This is a genomic window from Micromonospora citrea, from assembly GCF_049629545.1.
GTDB lineage: Bacteria > Actinomycetota > Actinomycetes > Mycobacteriales > Micromonosporaceae > Micromonospora > Micromonospora citrea_A.
In genome coordinates this window covers 1-20,735 of sequence record NZ_JBNADX010000002.1, presented here as the reverse complement: position 1 = coordinate 20,735, position 20,735 = coordinate 1, and the positions used below count along the sequence as shown (strand labels likewise).

The window sequence follows — 20,735 nt, the reverse complement described above, 5'->3', positions numbered from 1 at the left end:
CCCACCCGTCCCGCCGGCGTCCCCCACCCGCCGGTCGTCGGACGAGAGCCGGCCGGGTCACTCCGCGAGGACCACGACCTCCACCCGCTGCACCAGGTTGTTGGCGAAGCCACCCCGGTTCCACGGCTGCTCGACCGGCTGGGTCCGCCCCGACGCGTCGGTCGCCCGCGCCCCCAGGACGTAGCGGCCCGGCTCGGGCGACCACTCGAATCGCCAACGCCGCCACGACCAGTCGCCGCCGACGGCAACGTCCAGGATGGCCGGTGCCCAGCTCACCCCACCATCGGTGGTCACCTCCACCGAGGTGACCGGCGCGTGCCCGGACCAGGCCCGACCGTCCACCGTGCACGGCCCCGGCCGCAGCACCCGGGTACGCGACATGAAGTCCGGGAAACCGGGCGGGCGGACCAGCGCCCGGGGCTCGATCCGGGTCACCGGCTCGCCCGGGTCGTCGGCGTCCCGGCGCAGCCGGTAGGCCACCGCGTTCTGGTAACCGGTGAACTCCTCGGTCGACACGGTGATGCCGCGCAGCCACTTCACGTGCGCCATGCCGTACCAGCCGGGCACGATCAGCCGCAGCGGAGCGCCGTGCTGCGGCAGCAGCGCAGCGCCGTTCATCTCGTACGCCAGCAGCACCTCCTCGCGCAGCGCGTCGGCGACCGGCAGGGCACGCTGGTAGTCCTGCTCGACACCGCGCTCGACGCCGTGGTCCGCGCCGGTGAAGACCACGTCCACCGCCTCCGGCGCGACGCCGGCCTCGCGCAGCAACGGCGCCAGCGGGGTGCCCGTCCACTCCGCGTTGCCGACCGCCTCCACCAGCCAGGGCTGGCTCACCGGCCGCGGGTGCAGCAGCGCCCGCCCGTTGCCCGCGCACTCCAGCGTCACCCGGTGGGTCACCCTCGGACGCTCCCGCAGCGCCGCCAAGTCGAGGGTGAGCGGACGCGCGACGGCGCCGTCCACGGTCAGCGTGTGCGTCGCCGGGTCGACGTCCGGGATGTCGTAGTGGATGAGCAGGTAGTGCAGGCCGGCCGGGGTCACGTCGTAGCGCAGCGCCTCCAGCGGGATGCCGTGGTTGCGCGCCGCGAGCCGGAGCTCCTCGGCGCTGATCGCCTCGTCCGGGCCGGCCACCCGAGAGGGGCTGCTCACCTCGCCCACCGTGGTCATGACGGCCTCCCGGTCCTGCCCTCGACACCCGCGCCCAGCCTAGTCCGTCACCGACTCCCCGGCCGCCTCCGGCGATCATCACCGGGCGTCCGCTCGTCAGCGCCGGGATCCGGCGCCCGGCGCCCATAGCAGGCCGACGGCCCGTCCGGGGGTTCTCCACAGGCGACGTCGTCGTCCACAGCGGACGGCTTGTCCGGGTCGGGGACCCCTGGTCGCCGGCATGCTGGCGGCATGCGACGACAGCTGTGGCGGGCGACGGCGTGGTGGGCGGCCCTGCTGGTCCTCGGGGCCCCCGGCGCTCCGGCCCGCGCGGGCGGTGCAGCGCCCGCCCCGACGACCCGGACGGCGGCGCACGCCGTCGGGACGGTGACACTCGGGGCAGCCTCGGCCGTCGCCACCGCGGCGGCGGCCGGGCCGCCGGCAGCGACGGCCACGACCGGGTCACCGGCCGGGGCAGGACTCCTCCCGGAGTTCCGCTGGCCGCTCGACGGCGCACCCTGCTTGGTGCGGCGCTTCGACCCGCCGCCGCAGCCGTGGCTGCCGGGCCACCGCGGGGTGGACCTGGCCGCCGGTCCCGGGGCCACCGTGCGCGCCGCCGGGCACGGCACGGTGCTCTTCGCCGGAATGGTCGCCGGCCGGCCGGTGGTCACCGTGGGCCACGCGGCGGGCCTGCGCACCACCTACGAGCCGGTGCGCCCCGACGTACGCCCCGGCGACCCGGTCCCGGCCGGCGCGCCGCTGGGCGTCCTGCTCGGCGGGCATCCGGCCTGCGCGACGGCGGGCTGCCTGCACTGGGGGTTGCGGCGCGGACCGGACTACCTCGACCCGCTGGCGCTGCTGGGGCTCGGCCGGGTCCGGTTGCTGCCGGTCGCGCAGGGCTCCGCCGCCGTGCCGTCGCCGGGTGGTCCCGGTGCCGGTGGTCTCGTCACCCTCGTCCCCCTCACGGTCACCCCGTCGGCCGGTGGCCTCGCCGCGCCCGTCCCACTCATGGTCACCCCGGACCCGTGGGCCGGCGTCACCGAGCGGCGCCGAGGGTCGGCCTGCCGGTGCGGGCACCGTGGTGAGCGCGCCGGGTCAGCCCCGGGCGAGCAGCGCGGGCAGTCCGGCGGCCAGCCGCTCGTACTCGTCGGGGGAGTTGTAGACCTGACCGCAGAGCCGTAGCCAGCCACGACCGTTCCAGCCGGCCACCGACACCTCCGCGGCGAGCCGCTCGGCGATCCGGGCCCGCAGGGCGCGGGCGGCGTCGAGGGTGGTGGCGACACCCGGCGGCAGGGGGACGACCCGCATGGCGACCGCCGGCCCGCCCGGGTCCGGCAGGTCGGCCGGCGCGACCCCGAGCGCCTCCCCGAGCACCCGCTGCCCGTACGCGGCCAACTCGGCGTTGTGCGCGCGGACCCGGTCGAGCCCGAGACCGCGCAGGGTGAACAGTCCGGCCGGCGCGCTCAGCCAGCTCGTGTAGTCGAGGGTGGCCTGCCACTCCACGTTGCCGGGGAAGCCGGCGCCCTGCTCCCAGGAGACCACCAGCGGTTCGATCCGCTCCCGCCACGGCGCTGCGACCACCAGCACGGCGGTGCCCCGGGGGGCGTACCCCCACTTGTGCAGGTTGCCCACCCAGAAGTCGGCGCCGACCGCGGTCACGTCGACCGGGAGCATGCCGGGCGCGTGCGCTCCGTCCACCAGCACCGGCACGCCCCGCTCCCGGGCCACGCCGACGATGGCCGCGACCGGGAAGAGCCGCGCGGTGGGCGAGGTGAGCTGGTCGACCACGAGCAGCCGGGTCCGGCCGGGCCGCAACCCGTCCCGCACGATCCGCACGATGTCCTCGTCGGTGGCGGCCAGCGGCACCCGCAACGCCCGGGTGGCCGCGCCGGTGCGGCGGCACTCGCGGGCGATGGAGAAGTCGACCGCCCCGTACCCGTGGTCGGTGGTGAGCACCTCGTCGCCGGGACGCAGGCCGATCGACTGGAGCACCACCGCCACGCCGGTCGTGGCGTTGCCCACCAACGCGGTGCCGTGCGGGTCGGCGCCGAGGAAGGCGGCCAGGTGTCGCCGGGTGTGCGTTATCCGGTCGACCAGCCCCTGGGTGAAGAAGCGCAGCGGGTTGGCCTCCATCTCGTCGCGCAGCCGCTGCTGGGTCCGCTGCACGTTCACCGGCACCGCGCCGAACGCGCCGTGGTTGAGGTAGCTGACCGCCGGGTCGAGCGAGAAGAGCAGTCGGGCCCCGGGGATCGGCTCGGGCGGCCGGGCGACGGTCACCCCGTGATCGTATCCGCCGACGGATCAACCCTCATCGGTTCACCGGCTCGCCACCGTCCCCGGGCCGGGCCGGATCCGTGGCCACGGCAACGGCCGGGGCGACGGCCCGCGACGGCGTGAGGGTCAGGCGCGGGGATGGGCCTGGCGGTACGCCGCCCGCAGCCGCTCCACGGAGACGTGGGTGTAGATCTGGGTGCTGCCGAGCGACGAGTGCCCGAGCAACTCCTGCACGGCCCGCAGGTCCGCCCCGCCCTCCAGCAGGTGAGTCGCCGCCGAGTGGCGCAGCCCGTGCGGGCTGACCCGGGGCAGCCCGAGGTCGTCGGCGTACCCGCGAACGATCCGGCGCGCGGTCGTCGGGTTCAGCCGACCGCCCTTCGCGCCGAGCAGCAGCGCGTCCCCGGAGCCCGGTCCGGCCAGGGCGGGCCGGCCGCGGCGCAGCCAGTCGTCGATCGCCCGTTGCGCCGGCACCCCGTACGGCACGGACCGCTCCCGGTTGCCCTTGCCGAGGACCCGCACCACCCGCCGGCCCTGGTCGACGTCGGCGACGTCCAACCCGCACGCCTCGCTGACCCGTACCCCGGTGCCGTAGAGCAGTTCGAGCAGGACCCGGTCGCGCAGCCGCACCGCCTCGTCGGGGCCGTGCGCGGGTGACGGTGGAGCGGGAGGACCGGACTCGTCGGCCCGCGCCGAGCGGCTCTGCGGCACCGGCGGCGGGGCCGCAGCGGTGGACGGGACCGCCGTCCCCGGCTCCTCGAACGGTCGGGCCGGGGCCTCGACCAGGGCGGCGGCCTGGTCGGCGCGGAGCACGGTGGGCAACTCCCGGTGCGCCCGGGGACTGGCCAGCGCGGCGGCCACGTCCGTGGCGAGCAGTCCGCTGCGGTGCGCCCAGGCGCTGAAGGTGCGGGCCGCCGCCGCGCGGCGGGCCAGCGACGTCCGGGCCGCCCCCATGGTGCGCTGCTTCGCCAGCCAGCTCCGGATGACCGCCAGGTCCACCTCGGCCGGCGCGGCGCACCCCGCCCGTACGGCGTGGTCGAGGAGGGAGACGACGTCGGCGACGTACGCCCGCACGGTGTGCGCGGAGCGGCTGCGTACCCGGGCCAGATGGTCGGCGAAGTCGTCCACCGCCTCCCGCATCGCCGGTGGCAGCGCGGCGTGCCGGGCACGGGTGTCCCGCCCGCCGACCGTCATCGCCCGCCCCACGGTCTCGGTGGCCCGGCCGTCGGACCCCGCCCCGGCGTGTCACTCCCGCCCCGCATCCGCTCAGCCTAGGCGGGCCCGCCCGTGCCGGCAGGACACCGATCCCGCGCGTCCGTACGGGGTGACCCCGCCCGCGTCGGCAGCCGGCGTGGGGGCACCGGCGCGCCACGGCGTCCTGTCGTACGGGATCGGCCCTGGCCTGGGCCGGCGCGGGCGGGGAGACTGGGGGAAGGGACGGTGATCGCGCCGGCGTCTCGACGCCGGGACGTGCCGTCGACGGGAGGAGGGGGACTCTCATGGGCCTGGACGTCGTCCTCTACCGGTTGGTGCGCGGCCAGAGTCGCCGGCCGTCCCCGGTGGCGGCGCAGGTGGTGGCCGACCCCGACGACCTCCTGCTCGACCTGGTGAAACGGGGCCGGGGCGGTGGACACACCCCCACCCTGGACCGGATCGACCCGCTCGGTGAACTGGTGGTCGGCGCGGAACGGGCGGCCGACCTGCTCGCCGAACTGGGCCGCCTGGCCGAGGTGGCCCGCACCCCGGCGGAGACCGCCCAGCTCAGCCGGGTGGCGACGCTGGTCCGGCGGTGCGCACACGAGCGTGACCTGGAGATCCGTTTCGAGGGGGACTGAGCCGGTCATCCCTGCGCTCCGGGCGGCGGGGCGACCGGGGCGCCGGCCGGCTTCGCAGGAGGCGCCAGGGCGTACCCGCCGTCCCGGCGGATCACCATCGCCAGCTCCTCCAGCAGGCTGAGCTTGCGCATCGCCGTACGCAGGTCCACCCCGGCCCGGGCGGCGAGGGCGTCGACGCCGAGCACTCCGCGCCGGGGCAGTGACTCCAGCACCAGTGTGGCCTCGTCGTCGAGCAGGTCGGCCGGGCGGTCGGGCCCGCGTGCCGGTGGCGCCAGGTCGTAGCCGATCCGGCCCACCTCCTCCAGCACGTGCGCCACCCCGGTCACCAGCCGGGTCGACGAGTGCTCGCGCAGCAACTCGTGCGCGCCGACCGACATCGCCGAGGTCACCGGCCCCGGCACGATCATGGCGGGGCGACCCATCGCGATCGCCCGGTTCAGCGTCTGCGTCGCGCCGCTGCGGGCCGCCGCCTCGACCAGCACCGTGCCCCGGGTGGCGGCGGCGATGACCCGGTTGCGGATCAGGAACCGTGGCCGGAGCGGGTCGGCCCCGGGCATCCATTCGCTGACCAGCAGACCGGTGTCGGTGATCCGGTCGAACAGCGCCGCGTTGCCCATCGGATAGGGGCGGTCGACACCGCAGGCGAGCACGGCGACGGTCACCCCGCCGGCGGTCAACGCGCCCCGGTGCGCCGCCGCGTCGATGCCGAACGCACCGCCGGAGACCACCGCCCAGTCCCGCTCGGCCAGCCCGTATCCGATCTCGGTGGCGACGTGCACGCCGTACCCGGTGGCGGCCCGCGCGCCGACCACCGCGACGGAGCGGTCCAGCGTCTCGCCGAGCGGCCAGCAGCCGCGTACCCAGAAGCAGAGCGGCGGGGCGGTCTCCAGGTCGACCCGCCGGTTGGCGCCGGGGAGGACCAGTCGACTCAGGTCGTCGAGCCGGGCCGGCCACTCGTCGTCCTCCGGGGTCAGGAGGCGGGCGCCCACCCGTTCGGTGCGGGCGAGCGCCTCCCCGGCGACCGCCCGCGCGTCCCCCGTCCCGCCACGGGCGGCCACCACGTCACGCAGCCGCCTCTCCGGCGCGCCGCCGTCGAGCAGCAGGTCCAGCGCGGCCACCGGGCCGAGCCGCTGCACCAGCCGGTGCACCGACCAGGTGCCCGGCTCGGTGAGCCAGGTCAGTGCCACCCGGGCCAGCAGGCGCTCGTCTCGGGTGCTCATGTCCCTTCCCCCGTCCTCAGTTGGATGGCCTCCAGCACGTCCTCGCGCCCCGGCCGGTCCCGGCCGTCCAGGTCGGCGATCGTCCAGGCCAGGCGGATGATCCGGTCGAAGCCGCGGGCGGAGATCGACCCGGAGTCGAGCCGGCCGCGCAGCTCGGCGGTGTCGCGCACCGGCAGCCGCCAGGGCGGCCGGCGCAGGTACGGGCCAGGGATCTCGGCGTTGAGCTTGCGGCCGACGGGGGCCCAACGGGCGGCCGCCGCCCGCCGGGCGAGGGCGACCCGGGCCGCGACGCCGGCCGACGACTCGCCGGCCCGGGCCACCTCCATCAGCTCCGCCGCCCGCACCGGCAGCAGCTTCACCTGCACGTCGATCCGGTCGAGCAGCGGCCCGGAGAGTCGGCCGAGGTAGCGCCGCCGGGCGAGCGGGCTGCACTCGCAGTACGCGTCACCCGAGGGTTTGGCGCACGGGCACGGGTTGGCCGCCAGCACCAGCTGGGTCCGGGCCGGGTACTCCGTCCCGCCCCCGCTGCGGGCGAGTTGGATGCGGCCGTGCTCCAGGGGCTGGCGCAGCGCCTCCAGCGCGCCCTTGCTGAACTCCGGCGCCTCGTCGAGGAAGAGCACGCCCCGGTGGGCCAGCGACACCGCGCCCGGCCGGGCCAGCCCCGATCCTCCGCCGACCAGCGACGGCACCGTCGCGGTGTGGTGCGGGGCCTGGAACGGCGGGCGGCGCAGCAGCCGCCCGCCCGGCGGGAGCAGCCCGGCGATCGAGTGCAGCGCGGTGACCTCCAGCGCCGCGTCGTCGTCCAGCTCCGGCAGGATCGACGGCAGTCGCTCGGCCAGCATCGTCTTGCCCGCGCCGGGCGGCCCCAGCAACGCCAGGTGGTGTCCACCGGCGGCGGCCACCTCCAGCGCCCGCCGGCCCAGCCCCTGCCCGGCGACGTCGGCCAGGTCCGGCCCGTCCGGGTCGGGCTCCGGCAGGTCGACGGGCGGGTCGAGCAGCGGGCTGCCGTCGCGGACGTACGCGACGAGGCGGTGCAGCGTGTCGACCGCGCGTACCCGGATCCCCGGGATGACCGCCGCTTCGGCGGCGTTGCCCACCGGGACGACGACCCGGTCCCACCCGGCCCGGGCCGCCGCCGCGACCATCGGCAGCACCCCGCGTACCGGCCGGACCGCGCCGTCCAGGCCCAGCTCGCCGAGGATCACCACGCCGTCGAGCGGGGCGAGGGGAAGCTCCCCGGAGCCGCCGAGCACGGCGGTCGCGATGGCCAGGTCGAACGCCGAGCCGTACTTGGGCATGGTGGCGGGCAGCAGGTTCAGGGTGATCCGCCGGTTGGGCCAGCGCTGTCCGGAGTTGACGATCGCCGCGCGTACCCGGTCCCGTGACTCGTGCAGGGCGGTGTCGGGCAGCCCGGAGATCACCACCGCCGGCAGCCCGGGCGCCAGGTCGGCCTCCACCTCGACGAGGTGGCCGGTGACGCCGACCAGCCCGACGCAGAGCACCTTGGCGTAGCTCACCGGGCCACCCCGCACCGGATCCGGCCCGCGAGCCGGGACGTTCCCTGCCCCGCCACCCCGCCCGCTTGACGGCCCGTCGCCCGGCGGATCGCCGCCCGGGCCATCAGAACGCGCCCTTGAGGTGTTCGACCAGCGCGGGGCCGGCGGCGGGCAGCCGGACCGCCAGCACGTCGAAGCGGACCTCGTCGGCGTCGACCCCGGATTCGGCCAGCCACCGGGCGGCGAGCCCGCGCAGACGCCGGGCCTTGCGCGGCACGACCGCCTCCGCCGGGGTGCCGTAGTCGCCGCCGCGTCGGGTCTTCACCTCGCAGAAGGCGAGCACCGCACCGTCCCAGGCGATGATGTCGATCTCGCCCTCCGGGCAGCGCCAGTTGCGGGCGACCGGACGCAGCCCCGCTCCGATGAGGTGGCGCAGGGCGCACCGCTCGCCGTACGCGCCGACGGCCTGGTTCCGCTTCGTCATGGCGTCGAGAGTGCGGTGGCGGGGGCGAACGGCGCCGCCACGGTCGCGCCGGCTGTGGACGGCGGGGCGGCCTGTGGACAGCCACCCGATCATGCCCGCACTGTGCTACGAGGGCAGCCCCGGGGCATGTGCCGCAGGCCGACCCGGGGGACTCCGACACGCGCCCTAGCCTGGGTGCATGACGGGCGGCTGGCGGGACGACCGGGTCGGGGCGGCGCTGCGCGGCGAGAACCCGACGGTGCTGCGACGCCTCACCGCCGGGTTCGCGGTGATCGGCGACGTCCAGTTCCTGCCCGGCTACTGCGTCCTGATCAGCGACGATCCCGCCGCGGACCGGCTGGCCGACCTGCCCCGGGAGCGCCGGCTGGCCTTCCTCGCGGACCTGGACCTGCTGGGCGCGGCGGTCCACCGGGTCTGCGCCCGCCGCGATCCCGCCTTCCGCCGGGTCAACTACGAGATCCTCGGCAACCTCGACGCCTTCCTGCACGCCCACGTGCGCCCCCGCTACGACTGGGAGCCGGCCGAGCTGCGGCAGGGTCCGGCCACGGCGTACCCGGCCCCGGTGTGGCGCGACCCGGCGCACGCACTCGGGCCCCGGCACCGCGAGCTGCGCGCCCTGCTCACCGCCGAACTGGACGCGCTGGCGGCCGAACGTCCCTGACCGGGCGGACGAGGGCACCGGGGGCGAATGGCGGCAGCGGTGGCGGTCGCATACCGTGCCGGACGTGGACGCACGACGGAGCTACCCCGAAGACCAGGAGTCGCGCTGGTACCCCGCCGGCCGCGAGCGCGGGTACGACGACCAGGACTGGCGTGGCGGCGGCGAGGCACGCCCGCGCGACGAGCAGTTCCGTACCCCCGACCAGCGCGTCGCCGAGGAGGGCCGCTACGCCGACGCCGGCCGCTACGACGGGACCGGACGGTTCGGCGCCGCCGACCCGCTCGGTGACGGCCGGCCCGAGTCGGACGGATACCGCCCGACCCGCGCGCGGTGGGCCGAACGGGACGACCCGGAGGTCTCCGGCGAGCTGCCCGGGGACCGTCCCGGGCGCCGCGCCGCCCGTGAGGCCGCGCCGGACCCGCTCGCCACGAGCGGCGTCGGTCCGTCGACCGCGGACCGGCTCTCGACGACGGGGGCGGGGCCGCTCGCCGGCGGTGCGCCGGAGCACGCCGACCGGCTCGCCACCACCGGGGCCGGCCCGCTCGCCGGCAGCGCGGCCGACCGGTCCGCCCCGCTGGCCGGATACCCGATCATCGGGGCGAACCGGGGCGGTGAGCCGGCGAACCCGCTGGAGATGCCGACCGGCCCGATGCCCTCGGTGCTGCCCCGTCCGGACGTGACGGCGGGCCCCGACGCCGCGTACCGGCCGGCCGGCGCGCCCTCCGACGGCGTCTACCGGACCCGCCGCCCGGCGCTGGCGGCGCTGCTCGGCCTGCTGGTCCTGGTATTCGAGCTCCCGGCGCTGCGGGTGCTGCTGCACGGCCTGACCGGCGATCCGGTCTCCACGTCGCACGTGGTCGTGGGCACGTTCCTGGTCGTCGGGCTGCCGATCTTCGCCGGCGGCCTGTACGGGCTGCGCACCGGCGGACTGGCGATGGCCGACGGCGCGCGGGGCTGGTTGCGCCCGCCGACCGCCTACCTGACCGTCGGGCTGGCGCTCTTCCTCGCCGCCGCCCTGGCGGCCGGCTGACCCGGGCGGGCGGGTTCGCGCACCCGGCGGCCCGGTGCCGGGGCAGGGGCGTACACTAATCGACTGGCGACCGCCTCGTGCGGTCGACCTCGCGCGCCCTCTCCACGGTTCGTCGTGGGGCGACGGCCTCCCTGGTCCCGATCCTGTTCGGGCCCACCATGGCCGGCGACCAGGCGCCAGGACGCCCGGCCACCGGCCGGGCGTGACAACCAGGGATCTTGAGGAGTACCCCACCATGGCCGTCGTGACCATGCGTCAGCTGCTGGAGAGCGGTGTCCACTTCGGGCACCAGACCCGGCGCTGGAACCCGAAGATGAAGCGCTTCATCATGACGGAGCGCAACGGTATCTACATCATCGACCTGCGCCAGACCCTCGACTACATCGAGAAGGCGTACGACTTCGTGCGCAACACGGTGGCCGAGGGCGGCAGCATCCTCTTCGTCGGCACCAAGAAGCAGGCCCAGGAGGCCATCGCCGAGCAGGCGACCCGGGTCGGCCAGCCGTACGTCAACCACCGCTGGCTCGGCGGCATGCTGACCAACTTCCAGACGGTGTACAAGCGGCTGCAGCGGATGAAGGAGCTGGAGGCCCTGGGTGACCTGAGTGGCACCGCCGCCGGTTACACCAAGAAGGAGACCCTGCAGCTGTTCCGCGAGAAGACCAAGCTCACCAAGACCCTTGGTGGCCTGCGGGACATGCAGAAGCTCCCGGCCGCGATCTGGGTGGTCGACACCAAGAAGGAGCACATCGCCGTCGACGAGGCCCGCAAGCTGGGCATCCCGGTGATCGCCGTGCTCGACACCAACTGCGACCCGGACGAGGTCGACTTCCCGATCCCGGGCAACGACGACGCGATCCGCTCGGCCGAGCTGCTGACCAGGGTCGTCGCCGCCGCCGTCGCCGACGGTCTGATCGCCCGCTCCGGCCGCCGCCGTGGCGGCGACGAGAAGCCCGAGGCGGGTCAGGTCGGAGCCGACGAGCCGCTGGCCGAGTGGGAGCGCGAGCTGCTCGAGCAGCCGAAGAAGGCCGACGAGCAGAAGCCGGCCGAGCAGCCGGCGGCCGAGCAGCCCGCCGAGCAGCCGGCGACCGCCGCCGCGGAGTGATCGCACCGTCGCTTCCCCGCCGTCCGTTTTCGCGGACGGCGGGGAGCGGCGGGTACGCCGGACACATCCGGCCCGGATCCGGGTAACCGGCACCCAGACCATCCCACCGCAGTTCCGACACGACACCGAAGAGAGAGTCATGTCCAACTTCACCGCCGCGGACGTCAAGAAGCTCCGCGACCTCACCGGCGCCGGCATGATGGACTGCAAGAAGGCGCTGACCGAGGCCGAGGGCGACTTCGACAAGGCCGTCGAGATCCTGCGCGTCAAGGGCGCCAAGGACGTCGGCAAGCGGGCCGGCCGCACCGCCGCCAACGGTCTCGTGGCGCACTCCGGCCAGGCGCTGCTCGAGCTCAACTGCGAGACGGACTTCGTCGCCAAGAACGACGCCTTCATCGCGCTGGCCCAGCAGCTGGTCGAGCACGGCGAGCGCAGCGGCGTGAGCAACGCCGAGGAGCTGCTCGCCTCGGAGCTCGACGGCAAGACGGTCGCCGACCTGATCCAGGAGCAGTCGGCCAAGATCGGTGAGAAGCTGGTGCTCAACCGCTTCGCCAAGCTCGAGGGCACGACCGCCGTCTACCTGCACCGCAAGAGCCAGGACCTGCCCCCGGCGGTCGGCGTGCTGGTGCAGTACAGCGGCAAGACCGACGAGGCCGGCGACGCCGACGCCCGCGCGGTCGCGATGCAGATCGCCGCGATGCGGCCGAAGTACCTCACCCGGGACGAGGTGCCGGCCGAGGTCGTCGAGTCCGAGCGGCGCATCGCCGAGCAGACCGCCCGCGAGGAGAACAAGCCCGAGGCGGCGCTGCCGAAGATCGTCGAGGGTCGGGTCAACGCCTTCTTCAAGGACTACGTCCTGGTCGAGCAGTCGTCGGTCGCCGACAACAAGAAGACCGTGAAGCAGGTGCTGGCCGAGGCCGGCATCGAGGTGACCCGCTTCCTGCGGTTCGAGGTCGGCCAGGCCTGATCCGCCGGAGCGGGCGCATACCGCGCCCGTGGGCAGGGAACGTCGACGAGGAGGCCGCCGGTGTACGTGACAGGCACCGCGGCCTCCTCGTCACATAGGGTCGGCAACGGCAGTCGAGCGGTACGCGGCGCGCGGGACGTGCGCCCGGGGAAGGGCGGGGCGGATGACGCAGGTTGTGAGTGACCGGAGCCTGGAGGCTGACGACCCGACGGCGCCGCCGCCCGGGCGGGCCCGCCGGGTGGTGCTGAAGCTCTCCGGCGAGGTCTTCGGCGGTGGCGCGATCGGCGTCGACCCGGACGTCGTACAGGCCATCGCCCGGCAGATCGCCACCGTCGTCCGGCGCGGGGTGCAGGTCTCCGTGGTGGTCGGCGGCGGCAACTTCTTCCGCGGCGCCGAACTGCAGAAGCGCGGCATGGACCGGGCCCGCGCCGACTACATGGGCATGCTCGGCACCGTGATGAACTGCCTCGCCCTGCAGGACTTCCTGGAGAAGGAGGGCATCGAGACCCGCGTGCAGAGCGCGATCACGATGGCCCAGGTCGCCGAGCCGTACATCCCGCTGCGCGCCATCCGGCACCTGGAGAAGGGCCGTGTGGTGATCTTCGGGGCGGGCGCCGGCATGCCGTACTTCTCTACCGACACGGTCGCCGCGCAGCGGGCGCTGGAGATCCGCGCCGACGTGGTGCTGATGAGCAAGAACGGGGTGGACGGCGTCTACACCGCCGACCCCCGGGTCGACCCGACCGCCAGCAAGTTCGACTCGATCACCTTCTCCGAGGTGCTGCGCCGCAACCTGCGGGTGGCCGACGCCGCCGCGTTCAGCCTCTGCATGGAGAACGGGCTGCCGATGCTGGTCTTCGGCGCACAGGGCGACGACACGATCATCCGCGCGGTCGGCGGCGACAAGATCGGTACGCTGATCACCGCCTGAACGGCCCCCGCCGGCCACCGCGGCGGTCCTCCGACAGACAGCAGCATCAGCCCACGACGAGCAACAGAAGGAGGCGAGGAGACCGGTGATCGACGACACCCTCCTCGAGGCCGAGGAGAAGATGGAGCGTGCCATCGAGCACGCCAAGGAGGAGTTCGGCGCCATCCGCACCGGTCGCGCCAACGCCGCCATGTTCTCCAAGGTCATCATCGACTACTACGGCAGCCCCACCCCGCTGCCGCAGATGGCGTCCATCGGCGTGCCCGAGCCGCGGATGGTCATCATCAAGCCGTACGACAACTCGCAGATCAACGCCATGGAGAAGGCGATCCGCGACTCCGACCTCGGCGTGAACCCGAACAACGAGGGCAACCAGCTGCGCATCCTGCTCCCGCAGATGACCGAGGAGCGCCGCCGCGAGATGATCAAGGTGGCCCGGCACAAGGGTGAGGAGGCCAAGGTGGCCGTCCGCAACATCCGCCGGAAGGGCAAGGAGGAGCTGGACCGCCTCGTCAAGGACGGGGAGGTCGGCGAGGACGAGGGCCGTCGCGCCGAGAAGGAGCTCGACGACCTGACCCAGCGCTTCGTCGCCACCGTCGACGAACTGGTCAAGCACAAGGAAGCCGAGCTGCTCGAGGTCTGAGCGACCGGCACCGCGGCATCGGGCACCGGTGTGCCGCCGCCCCCTCGGGCGGTGGGCGCCGGTGCCGCTGTCGTCGCGCCCCGGAGCGCGCAGGCACGTCCGTCCCGCGCGCGGCGGCACCTGACGTGCGGGTGGCGGCGCGGTGCGGCGGCGCTCGTGGCGAGGCGGTACCCGCGCGGGCCGGCGCACCCACCCGGTCCGGGCAGGTCCCCGGCGGCCATCGTCCGCCCTGCCGGGGCGGGGAGTGCAGTAGGCTCGGCACGATTCCCGGGCCACCACGCGGTGAACGGCGGGAATCGACCGGTCGAAGGGCCGGGCAATCGGACGGAACAGTCGCGCGTGTAGGGGATGGCCTTGGTCTTGCGTCATGTGGTGGAACTCGTACCGTTGCCGTTCGGTGCGTGATGTCCCACCTCGACCCCTACGGCGGTGCCGAGCCTCGCGGCTGGGACCGGCCGGAGCGCCCTCCCGCGCTGCCCTGGCCGGAGCGTGACGTCGAGCCGTGGAGCCGGCAGGCCGGCCCCGAGTTGTACGCCGGGCCGCAGGCCCCGCCGCGCCCGCACGCGCACCGCCCCGACGAGCCCGTCGCCGACCCGTACGCCCTGCCCGGCGACGGTCCCGGCCGACCTGGCGGCCCCGGCCGACCTGGCGGCCCCGGCCGCCCGCCGCTCGACGACGACGCGCCCACCGCGCCGCTCGCACCCGTGCGCGACGACGACGTGTCCACCTCGCAGATCCCGGTGGTGCGGGCCGAGGTCGCCGACGAGCCGGAGCCGCAGCGGCCGTCCGGCCGGCAACGTGGCCGGCGCCGGGCCAGCGCGGAGCGGCCGCCGACCCAGCAGCGCGCCCCCAGCCGGGCCGGCCGTAACCTGCCGGCCGCGATCGGGGTCGGCGTCGCGCTCGGCGCGCTGATCCTCGTACCCCTGTTCTTCTACCTCCAGGCGTTCCTGGTCGTGCTGGCCGCGGCGGTCGGTGTGGGCATCTGGGAGATGGCCCGCGCGGTCCGCCGCAGCGGCGCCCACCCGCCGGTGGTGCCGCTGATCGCCGGCGGCGTGCTGACGGTCGGGCTGGCCTGGTTCGCCGGGCCGGACGCGCTCAGTCTCGGCCTGCTGGTCACGGTGCTCGGCACGATGATCTGGCGGCTCGGCGACGGTCCGGCCGGCTTCCAGCGCGACCTCACGGCCGCCACCCTGATCGCGGTCTACGTGCCGTTCCTCGCCGGGTTCGCGGCGCTGCTCGCGGCGGCCCCCGACGACGGGCACCTGCGGGTGCTGGTGACCCTGGTCGCGGTGGTGCTCTCCGACACCGGCGGGTACGCCGCCGGGGTGTCCTTCGGCAAGCACCCGATGGCCCCGTCGATCAGCCCGAAGAAGTCCTGGGAGGGGTTCGCCGGTTCGGTCGCCGCCGCGGCGGCCGGCAGCGCCCTGCTGATCTGGCTGCTCCTGGACGTCGCGCCGTGGTGGGGTGCGGTGTTCGGGATCGCGGTCTCCGGGGCGGCGGTCCTCGGCGACCTGGCCGAGTCCATGATCAAGCGTGACCTGGGCGTGAAGGACATGAGCAATCTCCTGCCCGGGCACGGCGGCCTGATGGACCGGCTGGACTCGATCCTCTTCGCCGTTCCCACCGCCTACCTGCTGCTGGCGGTCTTCGTGCCGGTGGTGGGCTGAGGCATGAATCACGCCCGGTCGCCCGTCCGCCCCGCTCGGCCAGGGCGGAATCGGCACCTCCGGACGGCGGTGTCGGCCGAACGGCGTGACAGACTGGACGCGCCATGACGAGCCTGCCTGTGATCCCCGTAGACCCCGACGCCCCCGGGCGGCGGCCCGCGATGCCTCCCCGCCACCTCGCCGACCTGGACCTGCCCGGGCGGCAGGCGCTGGTGACCGAACTGGGCGAGCCGGCATTCCGCGCCAAGCAGGTCTCCAACCACTACTTCGGTCGGCTGGTACGCGACCCGGAGCTGATGACCGACCTGCCGGCGGCCACCCGGGAGCGGATCGCCGGGTCGCTGCTGCCCACCCTGCTCAACCCGGTACGCGAGCTGGCCTGCGACGACGGCGCCACCCGCAAGGCGCTCTGGCGGCTGCACGACGGCTCGCTGGTGGAGAGCGTGCTGATGGGCTACCCGGACCGGGTGACCGTCTGCATCTCCAGCCAGGCCGGCTGCGGCATGGCGTGCCCGTTCTGCGCCACCGGCCAGGCCGGGCTGACCCGCAACCTCTCCACCGCCGAGATCGTCGACCAGGCTGTCTACCTGGCCGGCGTCGCCGCCTCCGGCCAGGTGGCGGGATCGCCGCCGCGGCTGTCGCACGTCGTCTTCATGGGCATGGGCGAGCCGCTGGCGAACTACTCGCGGGTGGTCGCGGCGATCCGGCGGCTGGTCGCGCCGGCTCCGGAAGGGCTCGGCCTGTCCCAGCGGCACATCACCGTTTCCACGGTCGGGCTGGTCCCGGCCATCCGCCGACTGGCCAGCGAAGACCTCTCAGTGACCCTTGCGCTGTCGCTGCACGCGCCCGATGATGATCTGCGCGACGAACTCGTGCCGGTCAACCAGCGCTGGAAGGTGTCCGAGGTGCTGGACTCAGCGTGGGACTACGCGGCCCGGACAGGGCGCCGCGTGTCGATCGAGTACGCGATGATCAAGGACGTGAACGACCAGCCGTGGCGGGCGGACCTGCTCGGACGGCTGCTGGCCGGCAGGTTGGCCCACGTGAACCTCATCCCGCTCAACCCGACACCCGGCAGCCGGTGGGACGCGAGCCCGAAGCCGGTCGAGCGGGAGTTCGTCCGGCGGTTGCGCGAGGCCGGGGTGTCCACGACGGTGCGGGACACCCGGGGGCGCGAGATCGACGGCGCGTGCGGGCAGTTGGCGGCGGCCGAGGACAGCAACACCGACGCGCCGCGCGGGCGTGACCGGGCGTAGCGGTACGAGACCAGGAGACATAGTGGCGAGTCAGGGTCAGCGTTTCCGGCGTAAGGCGCTCCGCCGGGGCTACAAGGTCGACGAGGTGGACGCCTTCCTGGACCGGGTCGAGGCGACACTCGCCGGTCAGCCGGTCGGCGCGCCCGTGGCCTCCCAGGAGGTCCACGACGTCGTCTTCCGGGTCCGCTTCAACGGCTACGACGAGTGGCAGGTCGACCTGCACCTCGATCGGGTCGAGCGGCAGCTGGCCGAGCTGGAGGAGCGCGGTGGCCTGGCCGGCGGGCGCAGCGGTGACCTGCGCGCGTCCGCCGACCGCCTCGGCCCGCCGATGCGCGACGACCACCGGGGGCTCTCGCCCGTCCCGCAGCCGCTGCCGCCGCGCGGGATGCCGGCGCAGCCGGGCCCACCGGACCGGTACGGCAACCGGTACGACGAGCCGACCGGCGCCTTCGCCGGCGGGTACGACGCCCCGCGGGGCGGCTACGACGCGCCGCGCGGTCCGGGTGGGCCCGGCGCGGGTGGCCCGATGGGCCCGGGTGGGCAGTTGGGCCACGGCGGTCCGCCGCAGCGTGGCCTGCCCGCCGGGCCGGGCCGCTACGGCCAGGAGGAGCCGCCGGGTCGCTACGCCCAGGAGGAGCCGCCGGGTCGCTACGCCCAGGACGAGCCGGGCCGGTTCGACGGGTTCGAGGCCGGCCGGCACGGCCGGGCCGACATGACCGCCGAGATCCGGATGCCGGAGCGCGACCTGCGGGGCCCCGGTCCGGCCGGCCCGCCGCCCATGCCGCCGCAGGGGCACGGTGGCCCGCCGCCGATGGCCGGCCCGCCCATGGGTGGCCCGCCGATGGTGGGGCCGCCGATGGCCGGCCCGCCCGGCAGCGACCTCTACCGGGTGGACCAGATCCGGCGCAGCTTCCAGGTCCGTCGCTTCGGCAGCGGGTACGACCCGGACCAGGTCGACCGCTTCTTCGAGGCGCTGCTCGGCGGCATGCAGGGCCGCAACCCGATGCCGGTGAACCCGCGTGACCTGGACACCCTGCGGTTCGGACTGGTCCAGGGCGGCTACTTCGAGGCCGAGGTCGACGCCGCCCTCAAGGACGTGCAGGACATCCTGCTCGGCCGTTGACCGACGCGACGAGGGCCCGCTCCCCGATGGGGGCGGGCCCTCGTGTCGTCCGGCGCGGTGGCGCGGTTCAGGAGCGCAGGCCGTTGCGGCGCAGCACCGCGTCGCCGACGACGATCGCCAGCAGCAGCACGGCGAGGCCGACCAGCCAGATGTCCTCGACCCTGCCCTCGTGGTTGCCGCAGAGCATCGCCAGCAGCGCCAGCGCGGAGAGCACCGCGCCGATCCGTCCGGACTTGCGGTGTCCGGGCTTGTGCTGATCTGGCGCGGTTACCGGCTCGCTTCCTGCCACTGTCGGTCCTTCCCTCGCGATCGGATCTCCGAGTAGTCTGGCACGCCCCCTGCCGGGCCCGGTGCGGGGTCCGCCCTGACCGGGGTACGCGAACGGGGGACACGCCCCGCACGACCCGGGTCGTTGGACCCCTTCCGGTCGGGGCGGGTCGGCTCTGCCGGCGTCGCGGGACGGCGAGGACACTGCCTCCGGTAGCGTCTTGACGTACACCTTGATTGTCTTTTTGAGGGGGACTGCGGTGCGAGTGACCGGTACGGGACATGCCAGCATGCGGATCGACACGGCCGCGGGCAGCATCCTGTGCGACCCGTGGGTCAATCCCGCCTACTTCGCCTCCTGGTTCCCCTTCCCCGACAACTCCCAGCTCGACTGGGAGGCCCTCGGTGACGTTGACTACCTGTACGTCTCGCACCTGCACCGCGACCACTTCGACGGGAAGCACCTGCGTGAGTTCGTCTCGAAGGACGCCACGGTGCTGCTGCCCGAGTTCCCCACCTCCGAGATGGAGGACGAGCTGCGGGAGCTGGGCTTCACCAAGTTCCTCAAGGCGCCGAACGAGCAGGTCGTGGAGCTCGACGGCGGCCTGAAGATCATGATCCAGGCGTTGACCAGCCCGACCGACGGCCCGATCGGCGACTCCTCACTCTGGGTGGAGTACGACGGTGTCCGGCTGCTCAACCAGAACGACGCCCGGCCGACCGATCTGGGCGTCTTCGCCGAGTTGGGCCACGTGCACGCGCACCTGCTGCAGTTCTCCGGCGCGATCTGGTACCCGATGGTCTACGAGCTGCCGCAGGCGGCGAAGACCGCGTTCGGCAAGCAGAAGCGCGACCGGCAGTTCGACCGGACCTGGCGCTACATCGACGACCTGAAGGCCGACCACGTCTTCCCGATCGCCGGCCCGCCGTGCTTCCTCGACGACGCGCTGTGGCAGTTCAACGACATCCACGGCGACGAGGGCAACATCTTTCCCGACCAGTCCGTCTTCCTCTCTGAGTACGCCAAGGTCGGCGGCACCAACGGCATCGTGCTGCTGCCGGGCAGCGTCACCGAGGTCACCACGGAGGGCGCGACGACCACCCACCCGGTGCCGGTCGAGGAGTTCTTCGCGAACAAGGTCGCCCACCTGGAGGAGATGCGGGAGCGCAAGCGGCCGGTCATCGAGGCGGAGAAGGCGTCCTGGCGGCACCCCGAGGTGGACGTGCTCGGCGAGATGAAGCGCCGCATCGAGCCGCTGCTCGACGAGTCGATCTACCTGGCCAAGGGGGTCGGCGGCCCGGTCCGCTTCGACCTCGTCGGCTACGACGGGGAGAGCGTCGAGTCGATCGTGGTGGACTTCCCGGGCAAGGAGGTCCGCCCGTACGCCGACGAGAAGGTGCGCTACCGGTTCCGTACCGAGCGGGCGCTGATCGAGCACCTGCTGCACATCGGCGAGGTGGACTGGGTCAACTCGCTCTTCCTCTCCTGCCGCTTCTCGGCCGCCCGGATCGGCCAGTACAACGAGTTCGTCTACGCGTTCTTCAAGTGCCTCTCCACCGAGCGGCTCCAGTACGCCGAGGGCTGGTACGACGAGCACGAGCGCACCAGCGACGCCGAGGACGTCACCCTCGGCGACTGGGTGGTGCAGCGTCGCTGCCCGCACCTGAAGGCCGACCTGACCCGCTTCGGCATCGTCGACGGCGACCAGCTCACCTGCCAGCTGCACGGCTGGAAGTTCGACCTGCCCAGCGGCCGCTGCCTGACCAGCGTGGGGCACAAGGTCCGGGCGCACCGCGCCGACGCGAACACCCCGGCCCCCGCCGGCGAGGCGGTCAGCTAGGGCTCGGTCCGCCGCAGGCGGGCCGGGGACTTCGACGCAAGCCCCGGTTCCGCCCGCACCGTCGCCCCCGGCGCGCGACGATCCCCTCATGGGGGAGGCCGGGGGCGGGACGGGGACCGACGACGATCCGGGGTACCGGTTCGGTCGGCGCAGCGAGATGGCCCGGGACGCCTCGCGGGTGGAGGCGTTCAGCGACGCGGTGATCGCCATCGTGCTCACCCTGATGGCGGTGGAACTGCTCCAGTTCACCCCGGAGCGTGTTGTCGACGGCCTGGCCGCCGCGCTCGGCCACGAGTGGCCCGCCTACCTGGCGTACGTGATCACCTTCGCGATCGTCGGTCAGGTCTGGCTCACCCACCACAAAATGTGGCGGTACGTGGTCCGCGTCGACCAGATGCTGCTCGTGCTGAACCTGACGCTGCTGATGTTCGTGGCGGCGATCCCGTTCACCGCCAACCTGCTCGCCGACAACGTGCGCGGCTCCGTGGCCGACCAGCGGCTGACCGCCGGGCTGTACGTCGGCACGGTGCTGGGCGAGGCGCTCTTCTTCAACCTGAGCTGGTGGTGGGCGCGCCGCCGCTGCCTGCTGCACCCCGGTCTCGACCCGGGGCTGGCCCGCGCGGTGGCCCGCCGGTTCCGCCTCGGTCCGCTGCTCTACCTGGTCGCCTTCGCGGTGGTCTTCGTCGACCCGGTCCTCAGCCTCTGCGCCTACCTGCTCCTGGTCGCCCTCTATCTGGTCCGCGGCCCCGGCGACCTCCCCCCGTCCCACCCCACCTGATCCACCCACCCACCCCC

19 protein-coding genes and 1 pseudogene are annotated in these 20,735 nt (G+C 74.4%); 13 read left to right on the top strand and 7 right to left on the bottom strand.

Annotated elements, in window-relative coordinates; genetic code table 11:
• Positions 1-57 precede the first annotated feature (57 nt).
• A complete protein-coding gene (locus ACPFP2_RS02690) occupies positions 58-1,164 on the bottom strand; it encodes a sulfite oxidase (RefSeq protein WP_424085736.1) in 1,107 nt (368 codons plus the stop codon).
• Between the two features lie 231 nt (positions 1,165-1,395).
• Between ACPFP2_RS02690 and ACPFP2_RS02685 the strand changes: the two are divergent.
• Positions 1,396-2,034 (top strand): annotated as a pseudogene (locus ACPFP2_RS02685) (murein hydrolase activator EnvC family protein); the annotation flags it as partial.
• A gap of 204 nt (positions 2,035-2,238) precedes the next feature.
• Here ACPFP2_RS02685 and ACPFP2_RS02680 read toward each other — a convergent pair.
• A complete protein-coding gene (locus ACPFP2_RS02680) occupies positions 2,239-3,420 on the bottom strand; it encodes an aminotransferase class V-fold PLP-dependent enzyme (protein ID WP_424085734.1) in 1,182 nt (393 codons plus the stop codon).
• A gap of 123 nt (positions 3,421-3,543) precedes the next feature.
• Positions 3,544-4,608, bottom strand: a complete 1,065-nt coding sequence (locus ACPFP2_RS02675) for a tyrosine recombinase XerC (RefSeq protein WP_424085732.1) — start codon at positions 4,606-4,608, stop codon at positions 3,544-3,546.
• 305 nt (positions 4,609-4,913) lie between these two features.
• Here ACPFP2_RS02675 and ACPFP2_RS02670 point away from each other — a divergent pair, with 305 nt between their 5' ends.
• Complete coding sequence (locus tag ACPFP2_RS02670) at positions 4,914-5,249, top strand: hypothetical protein (RefSeq protein WP_424085730.1); 336 nt, start codon at positions 4,914-4,916, stop codon at positions 5,247-5,249.
• Positions 5,250-5,254: 5 nt separating this feature from the next.
• Here the strand turns inward: ACPFP2_RS02670 and ACPFP2_RS02665 are convergent, their stop codons facing one another.
• The 3 genes from ACPFP2_RS02665 to ACPFP2_RS02655 all read right to left on the bottom strand — a co-directional run bounded on the left by ACPFP2_RS02665 (position 5,255) and on the right by ACPFP2_RS02655 (position 8,449).
• Positions 5,255-6,469: a DNA-processing protein DprA gene (locus ACPFP2_RS02665; RefSeq protein WP_424085728.1), complete on the bottom strand. Its 1,215-nt coding sequence runs from the start codon at positions 6,467-6,469 to the stop codon at positions 5,255-5,257.
• Positions 6,466-7,986: a YifB family Mg chelatase-like AAA ATPase gene (locus ACPFP2_RS02660; protein ID WP_424085726.1), complete on the bottom strand. Its 1,521-nt coding sequence runs from the start codon at positions 7,984-7,986 to the stop codon at positions 6,466-6,468. The genes ACPFP2_RS02665 and ACPFP2_RS02660 overlap by 4 nt, the downstream gene beginning before the upstream one ends.
• Before the next feature lie 103 nt (positions 7,987-8,089).
• Positions 8,090-8,449: a YraN family protein gene (locus ACPFP2_RS02655; protein WP_424085724.1), complete on the bottom strand. Its 360-nt coding sequence runs from the start codon at positions 8,447-8,449 to the stop codon at positions 8,090-8,092.
• 178 nt (positions 8,450-8,627) lie between these two features.
• Here ACPFP2_RS02655 and ACPFP2_RS02650 point away from each other — a divergent pair, with 178 nt between their 5' ends.
• The 9 genes from ACPFP2_RS02650 to ACPFP2_RS02610 all read left to right on the top strand — a co-directional run bounded on the left by ACPFP2_RS02650 (position 8,628) and on the right by ACPFP2_RS02610 (position 17,832).
• Positions 8,628-9,110 carry a diadenosine tetraphosphate hydrolase gene (locus ACPFP2_RS02650; protein ID WP_424085722.1) on the top strand — a complete coding sequence of 161 codons (483 nt, stop codon included), beginning with the start codon at positions 8,628-8,630 and terminating at the stop codon, positions 9,108-9,110.
• Between the two features lie 64 nt (positions 9,111-9,174).
• On the top strand, positions 9,175-10,140 hold the full coding sequence (locus tag ACPFP2_RS02645) for a hypothetical protein (RefSeq protein ID WP_424085720.1): 966 nt from the start codon (positions 9,175-9,177) through the stop codon (positions 10,138-10,140).
• Positions 10,141-10,375: 235 nt separating this feature from the next.
• Positions 10,376-11,245 carry a 30S ribosomal protein S2 gene (rpsB, locus tag ACPFP2_RS02640; RefSeq protein ID WP_424085718.1) on the top strand — a complete coding sequence of 290 codons (870 nt, stop codon included), beginning with the start codon at positions 10,376-10,378 and terminating at the stop codon, positions 11,243-11,245.
• 139 nt (positions 11,246-11,384) lie between these two features.
• Positions 11,385-12,212, top strand: coding sequence for a translation elongation factor Ts (gene tsf, locus ACPFP2_RS02635; protein ID WP_424085716.1), 828 nt, complete (start codon positions 11,385-11,387; stop codon positions 12,210-12,212).
• Between the two features lie 163 nt (positions 12,213-12,375).
• The gene (gene pyrH, locus ACPFP2_RS02630) at positions 12,376-13,143 is read left to right on the top strand and encodes a UMP kinase (RefSeq protein WP_088977907.1); all 768 of its coding nucleotides are present in this window, start codon (positions 12,376-12,378) and stop codon (positions 13,141-13,143) included.
• Positions 13,144-13,228: 85 nt separating this feature from the next.
• On the top strand, positions 13,229-13,786 hold the full coding sequence (gene frr, locus ACPFP2_RS02625; protein ID WP_424085714.1) for a ribosome recycling factor: 558 nt from the start codon (positions 13,229-13,231) through the stop codon (positions 13,784-13,786).
• Between the two features lie 404 nt (positions 13,787-14,190).
• Entirely contained in the window at positions 14,191-15,453 is a 1,263-nt protein-coding gene (locus ACPFP2_RS02620) for a phosphatidate cytidylyltransferase (protein WP_424086314.1), read from the top strand.
• Between the two features lie 104 nt (positions 15,454-15,557).
• Positions 15,558-16,709 carry a 23S rRNA (adenine(2503)-C(2))-methyltransferase RlmN gene (gene rlmN / locus ACPFP2_RS02615; protein WP_424085712.1) on the top strand — a complete coding sequence of 384 codons (1,152 nt, stop codon included), beginning with the start codon at positions 15,558-15,560 and terminating at the stop codon, positions 16,707-16,709.
• Between the two features lie 22 nt (positions 16,710-16,731).
• On the top strand, positions 16,732-17,832 hold the full coding sequence (locus tag ACPFP2_RS02610) for a DivIVA domain-containing protein (protein ID WP_424085710.1): 1,101 nt from the start codon (positions 16,732-16,734) through the stop codon (positions 17,830-17,832).
• A gap of 67 nt (positions 17,833-17,899) precedes the next feature.
• On the opposite strand, the gene ACPFP2_RS02605 is transcribed toward ACPFP2_RS02610, so the two are convergent.
• Positions 17,900-18,121, bottom strand: coding sequence for a DUF2631 domain-containing protein (locus ACPFP2_RS02605; RefSeq protein WP_088977912.1), 222 nt, complete (start codon positions 18,119-18,121; stop codon positions 17,900-17,902).
• 238 nt (positions 18,122-18,359) lie between these two features.
• On the opposite strand from ACPFP2_RS02605, the gene ACPFP2_RS02600 reads away from it, so the two are divergent.
• Positions 18,360-19,940 carry a Rieske 2Fe-2S domain-containing protein gene (locus tag ACPFP2_RS02600; protein ID WP_424085707.1) on the top strand — a complete coding sequence of 527 codons (1,581 nt, stop codon included), beginning with the start codon at positions 18,360-18,362 and terminating at the stop codon, positions 19,938-19,940.
• Positions 19,941-20,097: 157 nt separating this feature from the next.
• A complete protein-coding gene (locus ACPFP2_RS02595) occupies positions 20,098-20,718 on the top strand; it encodes a TMEM175 family protein (protein ID WP_424086312.1) in 621 nt (206 codons plus the stop codon).
• Positions 20,719-20,735: the final 17 nt, after the last annotated feature.

What these genes read in the sequence shown, in the direction of transcription:
- ACPFP2_RS02665 (WP_424085728.1), bottom strand. Translation starts at nt 6,469, where the DNA reads ATGAGCACCCGAGACGAGCGCCTGCTGGCCCGGGTGGCACTGACCTGG.
- tsf (WP_424085716.1), top strand. Translation starts at nt 11,385, where the DNA reads ATGTCCAACTTCACCGCCGCGGACGTCAAGAAGCTCCGCGACCTCACC.
- ACPFP2_RS02650 (WP_424085722.1), top strand. Translation starts at nt 8,628, where the DNA reads ATGACGGGCGGCTGGCGGGACGACCGGGTCGGGGCGGCGCTGCGCGGC.
- ACPFP2_RS02620 (WP_424086314.1), top strand. Translation starts at nt 14,191, where the DNA reads ATGTCCCACCTCGACCCCTACGGCGGTGCCGAGCCTCGCGGCTGGGAC.
- rpsB (WP_424085718.1), top strand. Translation starts at nt 10,376, where the DNA reads ATGGCCGTCGTGACCATGCGTCAGCTGCTGGAGAGCGGTGTCCACTTC.
- ACPFP2_RS02595 (WP_424086312.1), top strand. Translation starts at nt 20,098, where the DNA reads ATGGCCCGGGACGCCTCGCGGGTGGAGGCGTTCAGCGACGCGGTGATC.
- ACPFP2_RS02670 (WP_424085730.1), top strand. Translation starts at nt 4,914, where the DNA reads ATGGGCCTGGACGTCGTCCTCTACCGGTTGGTGCGCGGCCAGAGTCGC.
- pyrH (WP_088977907.1), top strand. Translation starts at nt 12,376, where the DNA reads ATGACGCAGGTTGTGAGTGACCGGAGCCTGGAGGCTGACGACCCGACG.
- ACPFP2_RS02675 (WP_424085732.1), bottom strand. Translation starts at nt 4,608, where the DNA reads ATGACGGTCGGCGGGCGGGACACCCGTGCCCGGCACGCCGCGCTGCCA.
- rlmN (WP_424085712.1), top strand. Translation starts at nt 15,558, where the DNA reads ATGACGAGCCTGCCTGTGATCCCCGTAGACCCCGACGCCCCCGGGCGG.
- ACPFP2_RS02690 (WP_424085736.1), bottom strand. Translation starts at nt 1,164, where the DNA reads ATGACCACGGTGGGCGAGGTGAGCAGCCCCTCTCGGGTGGCCGGCCCG.
- ACPFP2_RS02655 (WP_424085724.1), bottom strand. Translation starts at nt 8,449, where the DNA reads ATGACGAAGCGGAACCAGGCCGTCGGCGCGTACGGCGAGCGGTGCGCC.